Raw genomic sequence first — 20,839 nt, forward strand, 5'->3', positions numbered from 1 at the left:
GTTGCCTCCTCTGCCAGCCATTTTATGACTTCGCCGAATTGCCGTCTATCGTTCTTACGGGTGACGCCGCACAAGGCGGGAACACCGGAAAGGGCGATATTCGTTCGCGTTAGAATTTCGCAGGCGACATGCCTGCAAGCACTCCCGACAACCGCAGCGACTTACCTGCGTTTGACCATGCGCCGAAGAAGCGAGCGGGAGCGGGCCTTGCGGGGAATGAGGTGGATATCGCTGACCAGCTTTGCGCCGCCATCCCGGCGTTCCAAGGTTATCTTCCGGCTATGGAAGGCCTCCAGTTCGGCACGATGCGCCACGCTGATGATGGTGGCCTCGGGCAATTCATCGATCACCGTCTGCATCATCCTGTCCTGGCTTTTTTCGTCGAGAGCCGCGGTCGCTTCGTCCATGACGATGATATCCGGGTCGTTCAGCAGCAGACGGGCAAAGGTCAGCCGCTGTTTTTCACCGCCCGACAGCGTCTGGTCCCACGGCGCCTCCTCTTCCACCTTGTCTTTGAGATGGCCGAGACCAACCTTGTCGAGAGCTTCTCCTATCTCTTCGAAAGTCCAGCTCTCGGCCGCCTGCGGATAGCAGACCGCCCGGCGAAGGGTGCCGGAGGGCACATATGGCCGCTGCGGCAACATGAAAAGCCGGCTGCCGGCCCGAAAACTGACGCTGCCCCCGCCCCATGGCCAAAGGCCCGCGATTGCCCGCACAAGCGTGCTTTTGCCGGATCCGGACTCGCCTGCGACCAGCACTCTTTCTCCCCGCCCGATCTCGACATCGGTCTCTTTGACGACGGCCGTACCGTCGCCGAGCGACACCGAAACATCCTTGAGGCTAAGCATCGTTTCGCCTTCCGTTTCACCGCGCACGATCCGGCCGAGCTTATCGCTCTGTTCGGCCCGCTCCAGCCCGTCAAGCGACATCATCAGGGAGGCAACGCGGCGTGCGCAGGCATTCCAGTCCGCCAGCCGGGGATAATTGTCGACCAGCCAGCCGAAGGCGGATTGAACGATGGTGAAAGCGGATGCCGCCTGCATGACCTGACCGAGAGACATGCTTCCATCAAGAAATTTGGGCGCGCAGAGAAGAAGCGGAACAACCGGCGCAATCAACATCGATCCATGCGACACAACGGTGGTGCGCATATATTGCTGCGCCATCTGCTTCCATTGCTGCCGGACATTGCGGAACCTCCTGTCGAGGTCGCTCCGCTCTTCCTCTTCGCCGCCAAGCAGGGCGATGCTCTCCCCGTTTTCCCGGACACGGGTGAGCGTGTAACGGAATTCCGCCTCCAGCTGGTTCTTGACCTCGGAGACCCGGACGAAGTTCCGGCCGATCAACGCGATGGAACTCGATGTGATGAACGCATAGATCACCGCCGCAATCACGAGAAAGCCGGGTATCGTGACCGATAAGCCCCCAATCGGCAGCGTCAGCGCGCCGCCAATCGTCCACAGAACGACGATAAAGGTGGACGCCGACACGAAGGCGGCAATGACGCCCGCCACGAAATCCACGGGCGCTTCGGTGGCGATCCGCATATCTTCCGACAGCCTCGCCTCCGGATTCTGATGGTCGCCGTCGATCAGGTTGAGCTGATAGTAGCGGCCATTTGCGATCCATCGTGAGACCAGCACCTTGGTCAGCCACGACCGCCAGCGCCGCTGAATGCGCATTCTGACGTAAACCTGCGAGGTCACGATGAAAACGCTTCCGAGAACCAGCGGCGGGAATATGGAAGCGAGAAAGTAGACCGTCGATGCATCCCGTTTTTCAATCGCATCGAAAATCCCGCGATTCCAGAGGTTGATGCCATACTGGAAACCGACATTGACGCCGATCATCGCCAGAAGCCCGATGGAGAACGGCCAGGCCAGCCCATCCCCACGGCGGCTCCAGAAACCCCGCGCGCTGATCAGGAAGCGCTTCAGAAGATATCGCTTGCGAGCCTCTTCGGCCTGCTGCGGCGTCAAATCCGAAGCGGGCTCTAATTCTTCCGGCGGAAGGGGATCATCGGGTGCGTCGTTGGCATGAACATTCTCTGCACCCTTTTGGCCGGTGCCATCGATCGGGTTCGGTTTTGCGTCAGCATCGGTCATGGATGCATAAACGGATGACGGTTTGAAAAGTTGCCGGCCCGAAACAGTTTCCGGTTGGCGGAACCGGCCAGGTCACTGCAAAGGCATCCTCTTCACGCGAATGGCGCGGCGAACGTTGTGCGATGCACAAATTTCGGAGGAATAGGCATGAAATTCGGATTTTTAGATACATATCATCCGGGAAAAACCGTCTAAAACTCTCTCAACTCAAGGAGAGACGTCATGACGGACACGACATCGCAGTTTGATGGGGTAGCTATCCCCCTGGAGACCACAGAAGAACCCGCATGGACGGCTACGACCTGGTTCGCCGTTCTTTCCATGGCGGCCACCAGCTTCGCGCTGGTATCGGCCGAGTTCCTGCCGGCGGGCCTGTTGACGCCCATGGCGCGCGATCTTGGCATCACCGAAGGCACGGCCGGGCAGGTCGTCACCGCCACCGCCTCCGTAGGCGCTGTGACGGCCCTGTTGAGCAATGTTCTGATCGGCAGACTGAACCGCAAGACCGTGCTTGTCGGTCTTAGCGCGCTGGCTATCGCCTCCAACGTTCTGGCATCGGTTGCCGCCGATTTCTGGCTATTGCTGTTGGGCCGGGCCGGGCTGGGTATTGCGCTCAGCGGTTTCTGGGCGCTGTCGGTTGCCGTTGTGGCGCGGCTTGTCGGCGCAAACTCGACCGGGCGCGGCATGGCTATCGTCACCCTCGGCGTTTCGCTTGCCACCATCGCTGCTCCTTCGATGGGCGCCCTGATCAGCGACTGGCTGGGATGGCGCATCGCCATGTCGATGACGGCGGGACTTGCCATAGTTGCCATGCTGTTGCAGGTACTCAGCCTGCCGTCGCTGCCGGCAAGTACAAGCAACAGTCTTTCCGATGTTCTGCGGCTGACGCGGCGGCGTAGCATTCAACTGGGAATGCTTGCAATCCTGCTGCTCATGACGGGCCATTTCGCCGGCTCGGTCTATGTCCGGCCGTTCCTCGAACAGGTAACGCAGCTTGGGACCAAGCCGATTGCACTCGCCCTGCTCGGGTTTGGCGTCGCCTCCGTGATCGGCAATGTCGCGGGCGGCCGAATGGCCGATACCAGTATCCGCCTCGCACTCGTCGTCACCGCCGCCTTGATGGCATTTGCGACAATCGCCCTCGTTGTCTGGGGCGTTCATACCGGCGCCGCATTTGCTCTCGTCGCCCTTTGGGGCCTTGCCTTCGGCATGGCGCCCGTGGTGTTGCCGACCAATCTTTCCCGCGGCGCTCCCGATGCTCTTGAGGCGGCAGGCAGCCTGATGGTCGTTTCCTTTCAGGTGGCTATCAGCATCGGTGCGGTTTTCGGCGGTTACATCGTCGACTCCTACGGTGCGACCGCTCCGTTGGCCCTGACCGCAATCCTGGCTGCGTCCACGGTCGCTCTCGCCTTGCTGCAGCGTCCTGATTGATCCCTGCCTTTTCCGGGGCCGCAGGCGACGCGATTGCCTGCGGCACTCGGATGCGCGGCGACTTGCCGAAACCGCCAACCGAACACGGGTCAAAAATCAGGGATTGTCCTGCCTTGCGTCACTCCACCTTTGCGCTACGCTTGGGAACAGGGATTTCTCAATGGAGGGACTGAGGCATGTGCAACAACTGCGTGATCGAGAACGTAAAACAGAACATGCTGTCACGACGCCTGCTGTTCAGGGGCGCCGTGGCCGGTTTAACGGCGATGACGGCGGGCAGCCTGGCGGCCCCGGTGCTGGCGCAATCGCCCCGACAGGTCATTGATCTCACCCATACCTATGATTCCACATTTCCCACATTCGATGGCAAACCGGGCATAGAATATGAGTGGGCAGCGGAGATCGCCAAGGACGGTTATCAGCTTCACAAACTCACCATATACGAACATACCGGCACCCATATCGATGCGCCTTTCCACTTCAGCGCGGATGGCGCGAGCGTCGACCAACTGGAGCCGCAGAAACTTGTCGCGCCGCTTGTCATCGTCGATATCACCGACCGCGCCAAAGACGATGCCAATTCCACCATTGAAGCCGAAGACATCGAGCGCTGGATATCTGCGAATGGCGACATCCCGGCAGGTGCAATCGTGGCTCTGCGCTCCGGCTGGGCACCCAAAGTGAAGAGCCCCTCATTCCGCAATGACGACGCTGGAAAATTCGCCTTTCCCGGTTTCGGCAAATCGGCGACCGACCTTCTGCTCAAGCTCGACACCGTCGCCATTGGTGTCGACACGCTTTCGCTGGATCCCGGCAACTCCGCAGATTTCGCGGTTCACAATTCCTGGCTGCCGGCAGGGCGCTACGGCATCGAAGGGCTGAACAACCTCGAGGCTCTGCCGGTCAAGGGAGCGACCATAATCGTCGGCGCGCCGGCACACCGCGGCGGAACGGGCGGCCCAGCCCGTATTCTGGCCCTGGTCTGATACCGGCGCACAGCGCCGCAACGGCAATGCGGCCGAATGAACTACGACTGAATAATCTCTTCAGCTTCCGTTCCAACGGGACCGTCTAAAACAAAGACGTTCAACCGCGGTCCTATCCGCCTGAGGAGACACAATCATGATCCGGAAGTCTTTTATTGCAAGTGCACTCGTTGTTCTCGTTGGCATCGCCGCCACGGCACCCGCCATGGCCAATGATGTGCGCATCGAACAATATGGCTGGTCCAACTCTGCCGGTGGCGCGCAGGAAGGTTATGGCAACCGGATCCGCACCTACCAGAACGGCGGTTACAACCGGATTGTCGGCCATCAGTACGGTCGCCAAAACCTTTCGGCCGTCGGTCAGGAGGGGCATGACAATTACGGCTCCACCTATCAGAACGGCAGCCGCAACGTGGCTGGCATCGGGCAATTCGGCTCCAACCACACCACCATCCTCACCCAGGACGGCAACGGCAACATCGCGGCCGGTGTTCAGGTGGGCCGTGGCTGCAGCGCCAATGTGAGCCAGGGCGGCAACGACAATGTCGCGGCCTTCGTGCAGGCCTGCCCTTAAGCAGCCCGCGATGAGGTGAAACGCGTCGAGATCGAAATATCAGATCGTCAGGGAGACGAGCCATGCCCCATACCCTCAGACATCCGCGCCGTCTGGCGGCGATCCTTGCAATGGCCCTGCTTCCTTTCGGCGCCGTTGCGGCCATATCGACTGCAAAGGAACCGGCCGAAGGACAGCGTTGCGAGATCACGGCAACACCGCAGGCCGGCATGGTAAGGCTGGAGGCCGTCACGAAGGGTGACGCCGGTGGCCGCGGGACCTACTCCTTTCACGTCGAAAAATCGAGCGGCGGCGGGAGTTCCGTCATCAATCAGGGCGGCGACTTCGACGCCGCTGCCGGACGTTCGCAACTGCTGAGTTCTGTGACGCTCGATGCGAAGGGAGCCCGCTACAAGGCCGTGCTCGATCTCGTGATCGATGGCAGGAGCTTCAGTTGCACGAAGCAGATTGGCGGCGATTAGGCTGCCGTCATGTCGTATATTTCACCAGAAAGGGCACCGGTTTCGACGCCCTTTTCTTTTGATCGTGCCGAACCGCTGAACGACATGTGAATGGGCAATTCCGGTCTGGTTCAGTTGCGAAATGCGACGGTGGATCATCGGTAAGAGGCTGACAGATGGAGATAAGAATGACCAGCAACCTATTGAAACTTCTTACCATTACTGCGCTTGTCGGCAGCCTCGCGCCAATCGGGTTTTCCGCACCCGCTCAGGCCGGCGGCCGGATTTCATTCGACCTCGCGCCGGGCAATACAACGGATGGAGATCTTCTTTCCACCGGGCTTCGCGCCTATTCGCTGTACCGTGGCCTGAAGGATGCCGATATCCGGCAGCTCGGCCGTGGCAACGCCGCCGGCATCGCCCAGAACGGCGGCGGCAATCTCGGTTTCATCCGGCAACGGGGCAACGGTCATGCCGCAACATTGCAGCAGAATGGCAACAACAATGCCTATGGCATTTTCCAGTATGGCCGCAACACGGAAACCAATGTGGTGCAGGATGGGGACAATGGCAGCGGCCTGACCTTCAGCTATGGCTGGTGAGGCAATGACCGAATGCCATGCCCACGGCACCTCGCCGCCGCGCGGGATCAATTCTGGAGAACGGACAGAACCTTTCCGTCCCTGCCCTGCGCGATATCATGCGACGGAACCGGTGGAGCATCGGCAGCCAGCAGGGGCGCGATTATCAACCACGCGCCGGAATAGTCGTTGCGAAGATGCCGGGGATTATAACGAATATTGGTTCCGGCGGCATGGTGAAGCGTCCCGAGCGTTGCGTCTTTTGACAGGACACCTCTTTTGATCTCGTGGAGTTTTCGCTCGCCATCAAGGGCAAGCGTTGCCTCGGAAAGATCGAAACTGTCGATGTGAACGGTATGGTCCTGAGCCGTATCGAGAACCCATCGATCGGAATCGACGAAGCCATCGGTATAGACATTGCCGGTGGAGGCGCGCAGGGACGTGCCTTTCGGCAGGGTGATGCCGTCAACAACATTGCCATCGGAAAGAGTGCAGTTGCTGAAAGCGGATATGCCGCCATCGGCCGAAAGATCGAACTCCACCGGTTGTGTCGCGTCGCAGCGCCAGCCGCTCTGGGTGGTCACGCCTTTGCCGGTGATCCGCATGGTCTGCGGGGTAAAGCCCACCGTTTCGTAATTCTCGTTGGTTTTTATCGAGATATAGCGAGTGATCTCGACGGCATCGATATCCGCCACCGGTACGGGATGCGGAAATACGGCCCGTTCGAAGGCTTCCCTGTCGTTGGCAATGGCCAGTTCGAGTCTCGTGCCCTTGGGCATATCGATCTGGCCAAGGCGCGCCGGCTCGAGCAATTCCGGCCGATGGCTTGCCGCCCTCTCTTTGTCATAGGCGCGCATCTGCAGATAAAAATCACCGAACCGAAAGAGGGTAAAAAGCGCGACGGCGGTTACCATCCCATAGGGCAGGATCGTCGGGCGCTTCCAGCGGCCTGCCACATATCGAACGAACAGCGAGAGCGTCCAGACGATCCATATGAGGGTCGTGATGAGCAAGAAAGCAAGGAGAAGCAGCGCTTCGACGGACGGTAGTGCGACAGGGATCATGCAAACCAATGGTCTTGGGCGGATCGTTTTGATCCCGAAGAGACATCAGTGCTTTAGCCCACAAGCGGTTATCTTTTCAACTCGGCGATGGCGGGCAAACATAGCAATGGCTGCCCGGGCGACAGATGGCCACCGCCCGGTCAATGCGCTTATGGGTCATCAGCCGCCAAGGACGAAACGGGAGAATGCCAGGGCATTGCGGGCATCCTCGTCCATTTTCGCAAGGTTGGCGCCGCCACTGAGATCGCGCCACACCTTGATGTCGGAGCCGATCGTGCCGCCGGTCTTGACGAAAGGCTCCATGACGACCGCGCCGGTGTAATTGATATCGCGAAGGGCGAGGCCGATTTCGTGCCAGGGCATCCTGCCCTTGCCCGGTACGCGGCGATTGCTCTCGCCGGTATGGAAATGCCCCAGCAACGGGCCCGCCGTGCGGATGGCCTCGCCAAAGCTGTCTTCTTCGATATTCATGTGGAAGGTATCCAGCATGACTTTCACGTTGTTCTTGCCGACATCCTTCACAAAGGCGACGCCCTCGGCCGCCGTGTTGAGCACGTGATTTTCGAAGCGGTTGAGGACTTCGATGCACAGGTTGATACCGAGATCATTGGCGAAATCGGCAATGCCGTGAATGCCTTCGACGCCGCGCGCATAATCGCCTGCCTTGTCGACCGGCTGCGAATAGTCGATCGGCCAATAGGAATGCAGCGCGCCGCCGATGGTGTGGATGTCTAGCTTGGCGACATTGGACAGGGTACGTTCAAAGAACGCCTTGCCGGCTGCGCGAACCGCAGCATCCTCCGACGACAGGTTCTTCGTTTTCGAAGGGCCGATACCGGCGGTGAGGATGATGCCGTTATCCTTCGCGCTCTGCCTGATGACGGCGAGTTCGGCGTCGCTGTATTCATTGATGTGGTGCGCGGCGACTTCGATGATATCGAAACCGAGCTTGGCGACCTTCTCGATATAGGGGCCGAACTTGGCGCTCCACTCATGTTCCCAGTAGGAGTAATAGATGCCGTGTTTCATGGGGGTCTCTTTCGCTTTTCTGTTTCGCTTGACTTTGGATAGGGAGGCGCAGCCCTTCAGGCAGTTTCAGGACGCGGAACTGCTTCCCGGATTTCCGATGCGAAGATCCGGCTCCGTGCTTGTCGATGTAATGAAGCGGCCATTGGGGAGATCGTTTTCCTCCACCTTCCGGTTGATCTCGCCCTCGCCGAGACCGAAGCTCCGCCAGCGGTCTCGCAGCCGCGCACGCAGATCGTCCTCGTCGACATCAACAAAAATCGTGAGATCGAAGATCGGCTTGAGGCGATCCCATGGCGACTGGCCGGCGAGGAGATAGTTACCCTCGCAGACGATGATATCGACGGATTGCGGGATCAGGCGGCCACCGGCGCGGGCGATCTCGATGGCGCGGTCGAAGACGGGGACGGCAACGACATCGTCCTCATTGGCCTTCAGGCGCTCAAGCATGTGGCGCAGGCCGTGGGCATCGAAAGTATCGATGGCGCCCTTGAAGGGACGGCGTTTCATCTCTTCCAGAACGGCGTCGTCATAATGAAAGCCATCCATCGGGAACAGTGCGGCGGACACGCCTTCGCCTGCGTTCAACGCATCGACCACGCATTCGGCGATGGTTGATTTTCCCGATCCGGGGGCACCGGCAATCGCAATCATCACACGCCGGCCCTTCGACCCTTCCAGTCGCTGGAGGGCAAGGCCCGCAATCTCGCGGGCATTATCGTCAATAGTGTTCAAGGTGCTTGCCCCGATAATGAGTGCTTTCAGAAAATGCGGTACTGGCTTGCCTTGTCACGCAGGAATGACAGTCCCCTGTCGAGAACCTCATCGGCGCTGGGCGCAACCGGCCGCCAGGTCGAAATCGCGCCCGCCATCTCCCTGGGCATCGCAGCGAAGCTTTCGAGCGTCAGCACGCCTTTAAAGCCGATGGCTGCAAGCGCCGAAAACACCTCGTCCCAAGCAACATTGCCACAGCCCGGCGTGCCACGGTCGCTTTCCGACATATGCATGTATTTCAGATGGTTGCGGGCGGCGATGACGCCATTGGCAATGCCCTTTTCCTCCATATTCATGTGGAAGGTATCGAGATGGATAAAGACGTTGTCCGCACCGATCCGCTCCACCAGCGCCACCGCCTGTTCGGCGGAATTGAGCAGATGGTTCTCGTAGCGGTTGACAGTCTCGATGCCGAATTGCAGGCCAAGTGTTTTTGCGTGGCCGGCAGCGCTGGAGAGCGCCCTTGTCAGATTGTCATATTCACCCTGTGTCGGCGGAAATCCGGTTCGCTCATTGGTGCCGCCATAGGTAACACCCGTCAGCGCTTCCGCGCCCATTTCTGCGGCCTTGTCGAGCGCGGCGTTCAGATGGTCGATTGCCGCATCGGGACGTACGGACGCCCAGGCGGGCTCCGGCAGCACCAGCGAGCAGACGGCGCGCAAGCCGTATTTCGCCAGCAGGGCGCGCGTGTGTTTTGCATCGACGGCAGGGATATCGATGAGCGGAATCTCGATGAAATCCTGACCGTAATCCGCAGCAGCGGCGATGGACCGTCTGGCGTTTTCGTGGTCCCATTTGAGAGACCACATCATTGCGTGAACACCGAAGCCTTTCACGTCATACCTTCTTTCTGAGAGATGCGAAGTAGCTTGAAAACAGGCCGCGCGCCGCCATGACGACAATCATCAGCACGCCCCAGAGCGCCGTTGCCAGATGCTGGTTGGCGCCGAGAAGATTGAGGCCGGATGACAGAAGCTGCAGAACGATGAGCGCAACGAAGACGGGCAGGACACGACCGAAACCGCCGAACGGATTGATGCCGCCGAGGAAGGCCGCCAGCACCGTGATCAACAGGTAGGATTCCCCATGGCCGACACGGACGGAGTTGAAACGGGCAAGCATGATGATGCCGGCAACCGCACACATCAGACCCGAGAGTGTGTAGACGAGCACCTGAATCTTGCGCGTATTGAGGCCGGAATAACGCGCGGACTCGATGTTCGAGCCGATCATCAACAGGCCGAAGCCGAGCTTGGTGCGCGTCAGCAGCACATGCCAGAGGCCGACGCAGACGATGAAGATCAGAAGCGGGATCGGCAGACCGAGAAGCGTACCGTGACCGAGCGGCGCCATATAGGCGGGGAAACCGGAAACGTCTCCGCCACGGGTGAGAAACTCGCCGAGGCCGCGCAGGAAGATCATCATCGACAGCGTCACCAGAATGGGGTGCGCGCGGGTGTAGGCGATTGCCGCCCCGGTCATCGCTCCGGCAGCACCGCCGGTGACAAGTGCGGCAAGGCAGGCGAACAGGAATGCGCTCGGCGGCGCATCCACCCCGCCATGGGCCTGCAATACCCAGGCTGCGGCCAAGCCGGAAAGATTGGCGGCGAAGGTGACGGATAGGTTAATGCCACCCGTCAGCAGCGGCAGCAGCATCGCTAACGTCAGCAGGCCGAGTTCCGGCAGCTGGAAGGCGACCGAACCGAATGTCGCGAGCGAGAGAAAGTTATCGGCAAAGGTTCCGAAGATGAGCATGACCGCGATGAAGGCAATCACCGGCCCGGCCATGTCGGCACCGAAAATCGCGTTGAATTTCCGAACGAGACTGTTCATCGCTGTGCGCTCCCCTTCTTTGCGGATGTCCGTAAGGCGCTCGGCAGGAGCTTGTCGAAGCGGGTGGAGGAGAGCGTGATGGCGATGAGGATGATGGCCCCGACGATCATCTTGAAGGCAAAGGGAGAAACGCCCATCAGATTGAGGCCGTTCTGGGTGATGGACACCATCAGCACCCCGAGCACACAGCCGATGACCGACCCCTTGCCGCCGCCAAGCCGTGCACCGCCAAGGACGGTTGCGGCTAGAACATCCAGTTCGCGGCCATAAAGCGCGTTCGGCACCACCTCCTGCGCGTAATGCGCCTGCATGAGCCCGGCGATACCCGCCATCAGGCCGAGCCAGCCGAAGGAAATATAGTGCATGGCGCCGATATTGATGCCGAAGCGGCGTGCGCCTTCCGGATTGTCGCCGAAAGCATAAAGCTTGCGGCCGACGGTGGTGCGCGAGATCATGAACCAGGTGGCAAAGCAGCAGAGGATCATGACCACGACCGGCAGCGTCAGCTCGACCCAGGAGCCATCGGACATCTCACGCTCGTAAAATACCACGCGCGTCGACAGCCATTCCGGCAGGTCGTAGATCGACACGCCCTTGGTGAAGAACATCAACAGCCCGAAGAAGATGTTGAAGGTGGAAATGGTCGCGACGATGGAAATGATGTTGAGCCGCCAGACGAGGAAGGCGTTGACGAAACCGAGACTAAGGCCAACCGCGCCGGCAATGATGAAACCTTCCGCCCAGTTGCCGCCGCCGAGCGCATTGAGCGCCAGCACCGTCACATATTGAACGACGGAGGCGGCGACCGCGAAGGAGATGTCGATACCGCCGGAGATCAGCACCACGAGCAGGCCGACCGCGAAGATGATGTTGACCGCCGAGACATTCAGCACATCGAAGGCGTTGGAGATGGTGAGGAACCGGTCGGTGGCGAAGGACAGCCCCGAGCAGAGCAACACCATGACGACAAGCAGCGTGAATTCGGTCGTATGTCCAAGGATGAGCCTACGCATAGATGGCGGACTCCAGTTCGGTCAGCGAGAGGCGTCGCGGATCATAGGTGGCGTGGAACCGGCCTTCGACCATATGGATGACCCTGTCTGTATTGAAATAAACTTCCGGCGGCTCGTCGGAGATCACGATGATCGAGAGACCTTCTGCGGCGAGCTTGCGGACGATTTCGAAGATGCCGGCGCGGGCGCCGACATCGACCCCCACGGTCGGCGCATCGAGGATGAGGATTTTCGGGCCGATCGCCAGCCACTTGGCAATCGCCACACGCTGCTGATTGCCACCCGAAAGCGTGCGGATCGGATCTTCCGGCAGGCCGATCTTGACGCCAAGCGCCGAAATCCAGCGGGAAACGACATCCGCCTTTTTAGAGGGTGAGATCAGGCCGCCGCTCAACAGCCGGTCGAGCGAGGCCATGACGAGATTGTCGGCAATGGATTGCGGCTGGTTGAGACCAAGCGAAAGCCGGTCCTCGGAAAGATAGGCAACGCCCGCCCGGATCGCATCGCGGTTGGAATGGAAATCCACCTTCTTTCCATCGATGAGGATTTCACCCGATTGCGGCCGATGCATGCCGAACAGCGTCAAAGCCAGTTCCGTGCGGCCGGCTCCGAGCAGGCCGGTAATACCGAGCGTTTCTCCCCGCCGCAGATCGAACGAAACGTCTTCAAATTCGCCGCCGCGGCTCAGCCCGCGCACCGAGAGAACGACGGGCTTGTCATCGTGATCGGCGGCAATGACGGCGCTGTCGAAATTACGGCCGGTCATCAGCTCGGTCACCCGTGACTGGGTCATGCCCTCAACGGGGAAAACGCCGACAAGCGACCCATCCCGCAGCACGGTTATGCGGTCTGAAATCTCAAGCACTTCCGCAAGGCGATGCGAGACGAAGACAACCGCGACACCCGAGGCCGACAGGTTGCGGACGATATCGATCAGGTAATCGGTTTCCGACTGCGTGAGCGACGCGGTCGGCTCATCCATGAAAACCAGCCGCGCTTCCCCGACCAGCGCGCGGGCAATCGCCACGATCTGACGCTGGGCGATGGGCAGTTCCTTGAGCGGCTTATCAAGATCGATCTCGACGCCGAGCCGGGCCAGCGCCTTTTCGGCCGCCTGCTCGATGGCGCGCTTGTCGACCAGCCCGTATTTTCCATTCACCGCGTACTGGAAGCCGATATTCTCAGCCACCGTCATTTCATCGAACAGCGCCAGATCCTGCCAGATCACCTGGATGCCAAGCGATTGCGCAAGCGTCGGGTTCATTGCCGTTATCGGCTTGCCGTCGAAATAAAGTTCGGCATCGCTTTGGGGCGTGTAAACGCCCGTTATGACCTTGATCAGCGTGCTCTTGCCACAGCCGTTTTCGCCGGCAAGGCAATGCACTTCACCCGGATTGACCTCGAAAGAAACACCCTTCAACGCGCGGACGCCGCCGAAGGTGACTTTGACATTTTTAAGGGACAGGAGCGGTTCTGCGCTCATGATAATGTAAATCTCCTTCGCCGCGGCAGCATTGCAGACGTGGCGCTCGGCATGTTTTCCAGATGGGACGTCGCGCGAGTATTAGACCCCCGCGACGCCCTTGGCCTTGGGGAGGATCAGAGGCCCATGGAAACGAGCTTGTCGATGCTTTCCTTGTCGATCTTCAAAAGCTGGTCGACGACGATGGTGTTGCCCTCGGGATTGATGGTGCCGAGACCTTCGATAGTGTCACCGGCCTTGGGTGTCTCACCCTTGGCTATACGGTCGGCGAGCGTGATGAAGACCTCACCAGCCTGCTTCGGGTTCCACATGAATCCACCAGTCAGCGCCCCCGACTTGATCAGCTTGGCGCCCTGCCCCGGCGAAAACGGGCCGATGACGAAGACCTTGCCATCCTTGCGTCGCTCTTCAACGGCACGACCGGCGCCGATCGGTCCCTGCGAACCGAAGGCGAGGAAACCACTCAGGTCGGCATTGGCGGACATCAGGTCAAGCGCCGTCGAACGGCTCTTGTCGAGGTCTTCGGCGACACCGTAGCGATCGCCAACGAGCTTCATGTCCGGATAATTGGCCTTGATGTAAGCGATGGCGGCATCGGCCCAGGCATTATGAAGCGGAACCGTAAGCGAACCGACGAAGACGGCATAAGAACCCTTGCCGCCCATCTTTTCAGCCAGCAGCTTGCCATGCGCCTCGCCGAAGCCCTTGGCGGAAGCCAGTTCGAAATCCCAGTCGGCGCCGAGCTGCTTGGGCGATTCATGGGTGATGACCTTGATACCGGCGGCCTGGGCCTTTTTCAGCACCGGCTCCAGCACCTTTGCATCATTGGGCACGACGCCAATGAAATCGACCTTCTGGGCGATCAGGTCCTCGATGGCGCGGACCTGCAGGGCGGGATCGGCGCTGGTCGGGCCGACCATGAAACCGTCGACGCCGAGCTTCTTGCTCTGCTCCTTGATACCGGCCTCCATGGCGTTGAACCACGGAATGCCGCCGATCTTGACGACGACGCCCACCTTCGGCCCTTCGGCGAAGGCGGCGGACGAGAGCAGCGCGAGCGACAGGCCGACCGCTGCAGCAATAATTTTCTTCATGATGTTCCTCCTCAAAAAACAGGCAAACGAAACCCGCCGCAGCCATTTTTCATCTGGCGCGTTCAAAATTTCTCATCTCGCTTATTCGAGACTCTCCCTTGCCACTCCCACAGCAACCATCTTGCACAATCGATATTGCCAAGTTGCACAATCGATGGTGCAATAACCATATCATGAAGCGCCCTTCCGTCAAGGGGATGTGTGCTCTAATAATTGGAATCAGTTGGGGAGATCACAGTGACGGGCATAACTTCCAAGAAAGCCACCATTTATGACTTGTCGATATTGTCGGGTGCATCAGCCTCGACAGTGAGCGCGGTGTTGAACGGATCGTGGCGCAAACGGCGGATTTCGGAGGAGACTGCCGACAAGATTCTCTCGCTCGCCAAGGCGCATCGCTACACCACCAACCTGCAGGCCCGCGGTTTGAGGAGTTCAAAATCCGGTCTCGTCGGGCTTCTGGTGCCCATTTATGACAACCGGTTCTTTTCATCGATGGCGCAGACATTCGAAGGGCAGGCGCGCAAACGCGGCCTGTCGCCCATGGTGGTCTCCGGGCGGCGCGATCCCGAAGAAGAACGCCGCACCGTGGAGACCCTGATCGCCTATTCCATCGATGCCCTCTTCATTGCGGGCGCGACCGATCCCGACGGCGTGCACCAGGTCTGCGCCCGCGCAGCACTGCCGCATGTCAATATCGACCTTCCCGGCAAATTCGTACCCTCCGTCATTTCCGACAACAGGCACGGTGCAGAAATACTGACATCCGCAATCCTTGCCCATGCGGAAAAAGGCGGACCTCTCGGCCCTGACGACGTCATCCTGTTCGGCGGTCATGACGACCACGCCAGCCGCGAGCGAATCGACGGCTTCCACGCCGCCAAGGCCGCTTATTTCGGGGCGGAAAGCGGAGACGATATCGAGATCACCGGCTATTCACCGCATATGACGGAGCTGGCCTTCGAACGTTTCTTCGAGCGCAGGGGCCGCCTGCCCCGCTGTTTCTTCGTCAATTCATCGATAAATTTCGAAGGCCTGCTGCGTTTCATGGGGCGTCATGATGGCGAGGCCTTCGGCGACATCGTTGTCGGCTGCTTCGACTACGACCCGTTCGCGTCATTCCTTCCCTTCCCGGTCTATATGATCAAACCCGATATCGCGCAGATGCTCGAAAAGGGTTTCGAACTGCTGGAAGAGAACCGGACCGAGCCGGAAGTCACCATCATCGAACCGAAGCTCATCCCCCCGCGAACCGCTCTCGAAGGCCCGCTCGACGACATATGGGACCCGGTTGCATTGCGTCGCATGGCGAAGTGACCGCGCGAAATCCCGCTTGACCTCAACTGCGCTTGAGGTCGTACCGATTGCATGGTGCTTCACCATTGCAACGGGACAACGATGATCGAAAAACTCATGAGGATGCTGGAAGACGGACGGGACAGTCCGCTCCTGCGCTTTTCAATCGCAAAGACGCTCAAGGCGGCTGGGCAGTTCGAAGATGCCGCGCTTCATCTCCAGGCGGCTATCCGGCAGGATCCCGACTATTCGGCGGTCTGGGCCGAACTCGGCGAATGTCGTGCACGGCTGGGAGATGACGACGGCGCCATTGCCGCATGGGTGGAAGGCATCGCGGTGGCCGTCAGGCGTGGCGACATTCAGGCAAAGAGGCAGATGGAGGTCCGGCTGCGACGTTTGCGGTCACGCGCCCTGAAAGGCGTCAGTTGACGAGAGCCTCCACCCATATCGTCAAATCGGATTCCCTATCTGTCCTGACCCGGAGGGAGGTCCGGCCCGCCTCCATGAAACGGGCCGGGCGTTTTTACGGCTGCGGCTTATCGGATAGCCAGAACCGATAAAGCTCGGCGACATTGCCGCTGGTCATGAGCGGCATTGCCGCCTTCAGCCGCGCCGCCGGCCAATCCCACCATTTCATCTCGAGCAGCAGGGCGATGCTGTCGTCATCGAACCGCTTGCGGATCGTTTTCGCGGGATTGCCGCCGACGATGGCATAGGGTTCGACATTCTTCGTCACCAGCGCCCGCGTTCCGATCACGGCGCCATCGCCGACCGTGATGCCGGGCATGATGATCGCTTCCGAGCCTATCCAGACATCGTTGCCGATGACGGTATCGCCCGCCGGCAGATAACCGTTGCCGGCATTCTCGAATTCCGGCACCTCCGGCATGAAGAAGAACGGGAAGGTGCTGATCCACTCGTTGCGATGGCCCTGATTGCCGGCCATGATGAAGGCGGCGCCCGAACCGATCGAGCAGAAGCTTCCGATCACCAGCCTGTCCGCGCCTTCATCCGGTAGCAGATAACGGGCGCAATCCTCAAAACTGTGGCCGTGATAATAGCCGGAATAATAGCTGTATTTCCCGACCACGAGGTTCGGGCTCCTGGCCTGCTTGTCAAGCGTGATGCCCCGGAACGGGCTTTCGAAGTAATTTTCCATTGGAGTAATCTCACTGCATATGTTCGCATTCGCTTGCCTTCAGACAAGCCGACGCCGAGCGCCAAGCCTGTCGGCTTTTCGCTCGATGCTCCTCGCGCTGCGGCGGGAGCTAGATGCAGGTGATACTCGAGGCTTTTATCATTCAGTCTGGTTACCGCAAAAAGGGGCGAAGGCCAAGCCGAGACATGTCGCCAGTCTCCAATGGTCTGGTCGGAGCACCGCCGGCCCATAAAAAACAGCGGGGATGTCTCCCCGCTGTCCGCGTTCATTCGGCATTTTCAGTGCATCGCCAGCGCAGAGCCCGTAGCCCACACACGACGATAATCACGGCCTCAGTAATGGACCGACTGCGAATCGATCGGCGTTACCTTCGGGGGCGCGAACTTCGTCAGGTCGATCCCTTCGACGGCAGAGCGATATTCCTCGATGCTCGGCGTGCGGCCGAGGATCGCCGAGAGCACCACGACCGGGGTGGAGGCCAGAAGCGATTCACCCTTCTTTTCAGCCGTATCTTCCACCACGCGGCCCTGGAACAGGCGGGTGGAGGTTGCAAGAACCGTGTCGCCCTTTTCGGCCTTTTCCTGGTTGCCCATGCACAGGTTGCAGCCCGGACGTTCGAGATAGAGAATGTTCTCGTATTCCGTCCGGTTGGTGGTTTTCGGCTTCAGATCATCGAACTCGAAGCCCGAATATTTCTGCAGGATTTCCCAGTCGCCTTCCGCCTTCAGTTCATCGATGATGTTGTAAGTCGGCGCGGCGACGACGAGCGGCGCCTTGAACTCGACCTTGCCTTCGGACTTTTCGATGTTCTTCAGCATCTGGGCGACGATCTTCATATCGCCCTTGTGCACCATGCACGAACCGACGAAACCGAGATCGACCTTCTTGGTGCCGCCGTAATAGGAGACGGGGCGGATCGTATCGTGGGTGTAGCGTCGGGACACGTCGTTGTTGTTGACGTCAGGGTCGGCGATCATCGGTTCGTCGATCACGTCCAGATCCACCACGACTTCGGCGAAATATTTCGCATTGTCATCGGGCTTCAGCGCCGGCTTTTCGCCCGAGCGGATTTCGGCAATGCGCTGATCCGCCTTGGCAATCAGACCCTTGAGCGTCTGGGCGGGGTTATCCATGCCCTTGTCGATCATGATCTGGATGCGCGACTTGGCGATTTCCAGCGACTCGATCAGCGTTTCGTCCTGCGAGATGCAGATCGACGCCTTGGCCTTCATTTCGGCCGTCCAGTCGGTGAAGGTGAAGGCCTGATCGGCGAGCAGCGTGCCGATATGCACTTCGATGATGCGGCCCTGGAAGACGTTGTCGCCGTGCTGCTTCAGCATCTGCGCCTGCGTGGCGTGCACCACGTCGCGGAAGTCCATATAGGGCTGCATCGTGCCCTTGAAGGTGACCTTGACCGACTGCGGGATCGGCATGGTCGCCTCGCCCGTTGCCAACGCCAGTGCGACGGTGCCCGAGTCAGCGCCGAAGGCAACGCCCTTGGACATGCGGGTGTGGCTGTCGCCGCCGATGATGATCGCCCAGTCATCCACGGTGATGTCGTTCAGCACCTTGTGGATCACGTCCGTCATGGAGTGATAGGCGCCCTTCGGATCGCGCGCGGTGATGACGCCGAAATTGTTCATGAAGGACATGAGCTTCGGAATATTCGCCTGTGCCTTCTTGTCCCAGACGGAGGCCGTGTGGCAGCCCGACTGGTAGGCGCCATCCACCAGCGGCGAAATGACCGTGGCCGCCATCGCTTCCAGTTCCTGCGCGGTCATCAGGCCGGTCGTATCCTGCGAGCCGACGATGTTGACCTTGACGCGAACGTCCGAGCCGGCATGCAGCACCTTGCCGGGTGTGACGCCGACGGCGTTGCGGTTGAAAATCTTCTCGACGGCGGTGAGACCCTGGCCTTCGATGGAAATTTCCTTGTTGGGCGCGAAGACCGGAGTGGTCTCGACACCGAGCGTTTCAGCCGCAAATGTCTGGAGCTTCTTGCCGAAGACGATAGCGTAAGAGCTGCCGGCCTTCATGAATTCCATCTTCTGGGGCGTGAAGGAAGAGGCGATATCCACCAGTTCCGTGCCGGCCTCGTCGCGAAGCTTGCGGTTCCTGGCGTCAATCTTGAGGACCGTGCCGGTCTCGACCGAATATTTCTGCTCGAGGATCGGGTTACCATCGTTGTTGAGGATCGGCTTGCCGTCTTCGCCGAGCTTCTTCACCCAGTTTTTCAGGTTGATGCCGATGCCGCCCGTCACATCGACGGTGGTGGCGAAAATCGGCGAGATGCCGTTGGTGCCGGCGACGATGGGAGCGTAATTGACGAAGGGCACATAGGGGCTGGCCTGCTTGCCGGTCCACAGCGCCACGTTGTTGACGCCCGACATGCGCGACGAGCCGACGCCCATCGTGCCCTTTTCGGCGATCATCATCACCCGCTTGTCCGGATGCTGCTTCTGCAGCGCGACGATTTCCGCCTGCGCTTCCGGCGAGATCATACACTGGCCGTGCAGCTGGCGGTCCGAGCGCGAATGCGCCTGATTGCCGGGAGACAGGAGGTCGGTGGAAATATCGCCTTCGGCGGCGATGAAGGTGACGATCTTGATCTCGTCTTCGACATCCGGAAGCTTGGTGAAGAATTCGGCCTTGGCGTAGCTTTCCAGCACGGACTTGGCGATGGCGTTGCCGGCCTTGTAGGCGTCGCGCAGGCGGAACATGTCGGCATCGTAAAGGAACACCTGCGTCTTCAGCACTTCGCCGGCCTCAGCGGCAATCGCGGCATCGTTACCGAGCGCGATATCGAGCAGCACCTTGATCGACGGGCCGCCCTTCATGTGCGACAGCAGCTCCAGCGCGAAGGAAGGCGCGATCTCCGGCACGACGACTTCGCCGAGGATGATCTGCTTCAGGAAGGCCGCCTTGACGCCGGCGGCGCTCGTGGTGCCCGGCAGGGTGTTGTAGATGAAGAATTTCAGGGCATCAGCGCGGTGCTCGCTGCCCGCATCCTTGATGAGTTCGATAATCTCGGCCGTCAGTGCACCGTCATCGATCGGCTTGGGCGCCAGACCCTGTGGTTCTCTGCTTTTGATTTCAGCCAGGTAATCCAAGTAAAGGTTCATCGCAATCCCAACGTCATGATGTCTATGGGGCCGAACACAGCGTCACCGAACGGTACTGTTGATCGGCCCGGGTTTCTATCGATTTCGAGTACGCCAACCGGGGCCGGCTGACAAGATGTCGCATTTCAGTAAAAAACTCGTAGACGGGATTTAGCGTCGATCCTGTGCTTTGCAACCACGTCGCGACACTTTTGATTGTGGCGCCCGCCGCATTTCAGCCAGTGGTTTTTCAAGCATTCCCCATTAAGGATTTATTAACCAAATCGGTACGAGTATTAGATTATTCTAATTACCCGTTATTGGCGTAATTCCATGTTGCGCATCGAAAAAACAGCAGCGCAGCAGCTTGGGGAGGCAGCATGAAGTTTGCAGCATCAGGCTATTTATTATCATTTGCGGCGCTGGTCCTTACACCGGCATCGGGCGTCGCGCAGGTCGCCACGACGAATTTCAACGTCCAGATCACCATTCAGGCGGCGTGCCAGATCAATTCCGCGGGTAACCTCAATTTCGGCACCAATGGTGTGATCGGCAGCAATATCGATGCGACCAGCGATATTGTCGTGCAGTGCACGGCCAGCACTCCCTTCAGCCTGGGTCTCAGCGCCGGCGCCGGCTCTGGAGCGACGGTCGCCAACCGTCTGATGACATCGCCTGCGGGCGCGACCATTTCCTACTCGCTTTATACGACTGCGGCACATAGCACGGTGTGGGGGAACACCGTGGGAACGGATCGGCAAACGGGAACCGGAACCGGCGCGCCGCAAACATTCACTGTCTATGGGCGCGTACCTGCCCAGACGACACCCGCGGTCGGCGTCTATACCGATACGGTGACGGCCACGCTCAACTACTGAT

At 59.6% G+C, this 20,839-nt stretch carries 19 protein-coding genes; 8 read left to right on the forward strand and 11 right to left on the reverse strand.

Annotation, left to right across the window (positions count from 1 at the left end; translation table 11 throughout):
- Positions 1–161: 161 nt before the first annotated feature.
- Positions 162–2,105, reverse strand: coding sequence for an ABC transporter ATP-binding protein/permease (locus ACQZ5N_RS10960; RefSeq protein WP_448732885.1), 1,944 nt, complete (start codon positions 2,103–2,105; stop codon positions 162–164).
- A gap of 222 nt (positions 2,106–2,327) precedes the next feature.
- On the opposite strand from ACQZ5N_RS10960, the gene ACQZ5N_RS10965 reads away from it, so the two are divergent.
- The 5 genes from ACQZ5N_RS10965 (at position 2,328) to ACQZ5N_RS10985 (ending at position 6,138) form a co-directional block, all read left to right on the forward strand.
- Positions 2,328–3,536: an MFS transporter gene (locus tag ACQZ5N_RS10965; RefSeq protein WP_448732886.1), complete on the forward strand. Its 1,209-nt coding sequence runs from the start codon at positions 2,328–2,330 to the stop codon at positions 3,534–3,536.
- 176 nt (positions 3,537–3,712) lie between these two features.
- Positions 3,713–4,522: a cyclase family protein gene (locus ACQZ5N_RS10970; RefSeq protein WP_448732887.1), complete on the forward strand. Its 810-nt coding sequence runs from the start codon at positions 3,713–3,715 to the stop codon at positions 4,520–4,522.
- Positions 4,523–4,658: 136 nt separating this feature from the next.
- Positions 4,659–5,096, forward strand: coding sequence for a curlin (locus ACQZ5N_RS10975; RefSeq protein WP_035261441.1), 438 nt, complete (start codon positions 4,659–4,661; stop codon positions 5,094–5,096).
- Between the two features lie 62 nt (positions 5,097–5,158).
- Positions 5,159–5,557 (forward strand): curli-like amyloid fiber formation chaperone CsgH, encoded by a 399-nt coding sequence (gene csgH / locus ACQZ5N_RS10980; RefSeq protein WP_448732888.1) that lies wholly within the window; start codon positions 5,159–5,161, stop codon positions 5,555–5,557.
- A 167-nt stretch (positions 5,558–5,724) separates the two neighbouring features.
- A complete protein-coding gene (locus ACQZ5N_RS10985) occupies positions 5,725–6,138 on the forward strand; it encodes a curlin (RefSeq protein ID WP_059756451.1) in 414 nt (137 codons plus the stop codon).
- Between the two features lie 47 nt (positions 6,139–6,185).
- Here ACQZ5N_RS10985 and ACQZ5N_RS10990 read toward each other — a convergent pair whose 3' ends face one another.
- The 8 genes from ACQZ5N_RS10990 to ACQZ5N_RS11025 all read right to left on the reverse strand — a co-directional run bounded on the left by ACQZ5N_RS10990 (position 6,186) and on the right by ACQZ5N_RS11025 (position 14,404).
- Positions 6,186–7,181, reverse strand: a complete 996-nt coding sequence (locus ACQZ5N_RS10990; RefSeq protein WP_448732889.1) for a hypothetical protein — start codon at positions 7,179–7,181, stop codon at positions 6,186–6,188.
- A 159-nt stretch (positions 7,182–7,340) separates the two neighbouring features.
- Positions 7,341–8,210, reverse strand: a complete 870-nt coding sequence (locus ACQZ5N_RS10995) for a D-psicose 3-epimerase (RefSeq protein WP_448732890.1) — start codon at positions 8,208–8,210, stop codon at positions 7,341–7,343.
- 66 nt (positions 8,211–8,276) lie between these two features.
- Complete coding sequence (locus ACQZ5N_RS11000; protein ID WP_448732891.1) at positions 8,277–8,942, reverse strand: nucleoside triphosphate hydrolase; 666 nt, start codon at positions 8,940–8,942, stop codon at positions 8,277–8,279.
- A 26-nt stretch (positions 8,943–8,968) separates the two neighbouring features.
- Positions 8,969–9,817 (reverse strand): sugar phosphate isomerase/epimerase family protein, encoded by an 849-nt coding sequence (locus tag ACQZ5N_RS11005; RefSeq protein WP_448732892.1) that lies wholly within the window; start codon positions 9,815–9,817, stop codon positions 8,969–8,971.
- Position 9,818: 1 nt separating this feature from the next.
- A complete protein-coding gene (locus ACQZ5N_RS11010; RefSeq protein WP_196380456.1) occupies positions 9,819–10,814 on the reverse strand; it encodes an ABC transporter permease in 996 nt (331 codons plus the stop codon).
- Complete coding sequence (locus ACQZ5N_RS11015) at positions 10,811–11,827, reverse strand: ABC transporter permease (RefSeq protein ID WP_448732893.1); 1,017 nt, start codon at positions 11,825–11,827, stop codon at positions 10,811–10,813. The genes ACQZ5N_RS11010 and ACQZ5N_RS11015 overlap by 4 nt, the downstream gene beginning before the upstream one ends.
- Positions 11,820–13,310, reverse strand: coding sequence for a sugar ABC transporter ATP-binding protein (locus tag ACQZ5N_RS11020; RefSeq protein WP_448732894.1), 1,491 nt, complete (start codon positions 13,308–13,310; stop codon positions 11,820–11,822). The genes ACQZ5N_RS11015 and ACQZ5N_RS11020 overlap by 8 nt, the downstream gene beginning before the upstream one ends.
- A gap of 116 nt (positions 13,311–13,426) precedes the next feature.
- A complete protein-coding gene (locus tag ACQZ5N_RS11025; protein ID WP_125146247.1) occupies positions 13,427–14,404 on the reverse strand; it encodes a substrate-binding domain-containing protein in 978 nt (325 codons plus the stop codon).
- Between the two features lie 237 nt (positions 14,405–14,641).
- Here ACQZ5N_RS11025 and ACQZ5N_RS11030 point away from each other — a divergent pair, with 237 nt between their 5' ends.
- Together ACQZ5N_RS11030 and ACQZ5N_RS11035 are read left to right on the forward strand one after the other, a co-directional pair.
- The gene (locus tag ACQZ5N_RS11030; protein ID WP_448732895.1) at positions 14,642–15,721 is read left to right on the forward strand and encodes a LacI family DNA-binding transcriptional regulator; all 1,080 of its coding nucleotides are present in this window, start codon (positions 14,642–14,644) and stop codon (positions 15,719–15,721) included.
- Between the two features lie 81 nt (positions 15,722–15,802).
- Entirely contained in the window at positions 15,803–16,129 is a 327-nt protein-coding gene (locus tag ACQZ5N_RS11035; RefSeq protein WP_080853390.1) for a tetratricopeptide repeat protein, read from the forward strand.
- Between the two features lie 94 nt (positions 16,130–16,223).
- On the opposite strand, the gene catB is transcribed toward ACQZ5N_RS11035, so the two are convergent.
- On the reverse strand, positions 16,224–16,859 hold the full coding sequence (catB, locus tag ACQZ5N_RS11040; RefSeq protein WP_448732896.1) for a type B chloramphenicol O-acetyltransferase: 636 nt from the start codon (positions 16,857–16,859) through the stop codon (positions 16,224–16,226).
- 332 nt (positions 16,860–17,191) lie between these two features.
- The gene (locus ACQZ5N_RS11045; RefSeq protein WP_448732897.1) at positions 17,192–19,981 is read right to left on the reverse strand and encodes a bifunctional aconitate hydratase 2/2-methylisocitrate dehydratase; all 2,790 of its coding nucleotides are present in this window, start codon (positions 19,979–19,981) and stop codon (positions 17,192–17,194) included.
- 359 nt (positions 19,982–20,340) lie between these two features.
- On the opposite strand from ACQZ5N_RS11045, the gene ACQZ5N_RS11050 reads away from it, so the two are divergent.
- Positions 20,341–20,838 carry a Csu type fimbrial protein gene (locus tag ACQZ5N_RS11050; RefSeq protein WP_003521650.1) on the forward strand — a complete coding sequence of 166 codons (498 nt, stop codon included), beginning with the start codon at positions 20,341–20,343 and terminating at the stop codon, positions 20,836–20,838.
- The last annotated feature ends 1 nt before the right edge of the window (position 20,839 follow it).

It is taken from the genome of Agrobacterium sp. 22-221-1 (assembly GCF_053522445.1).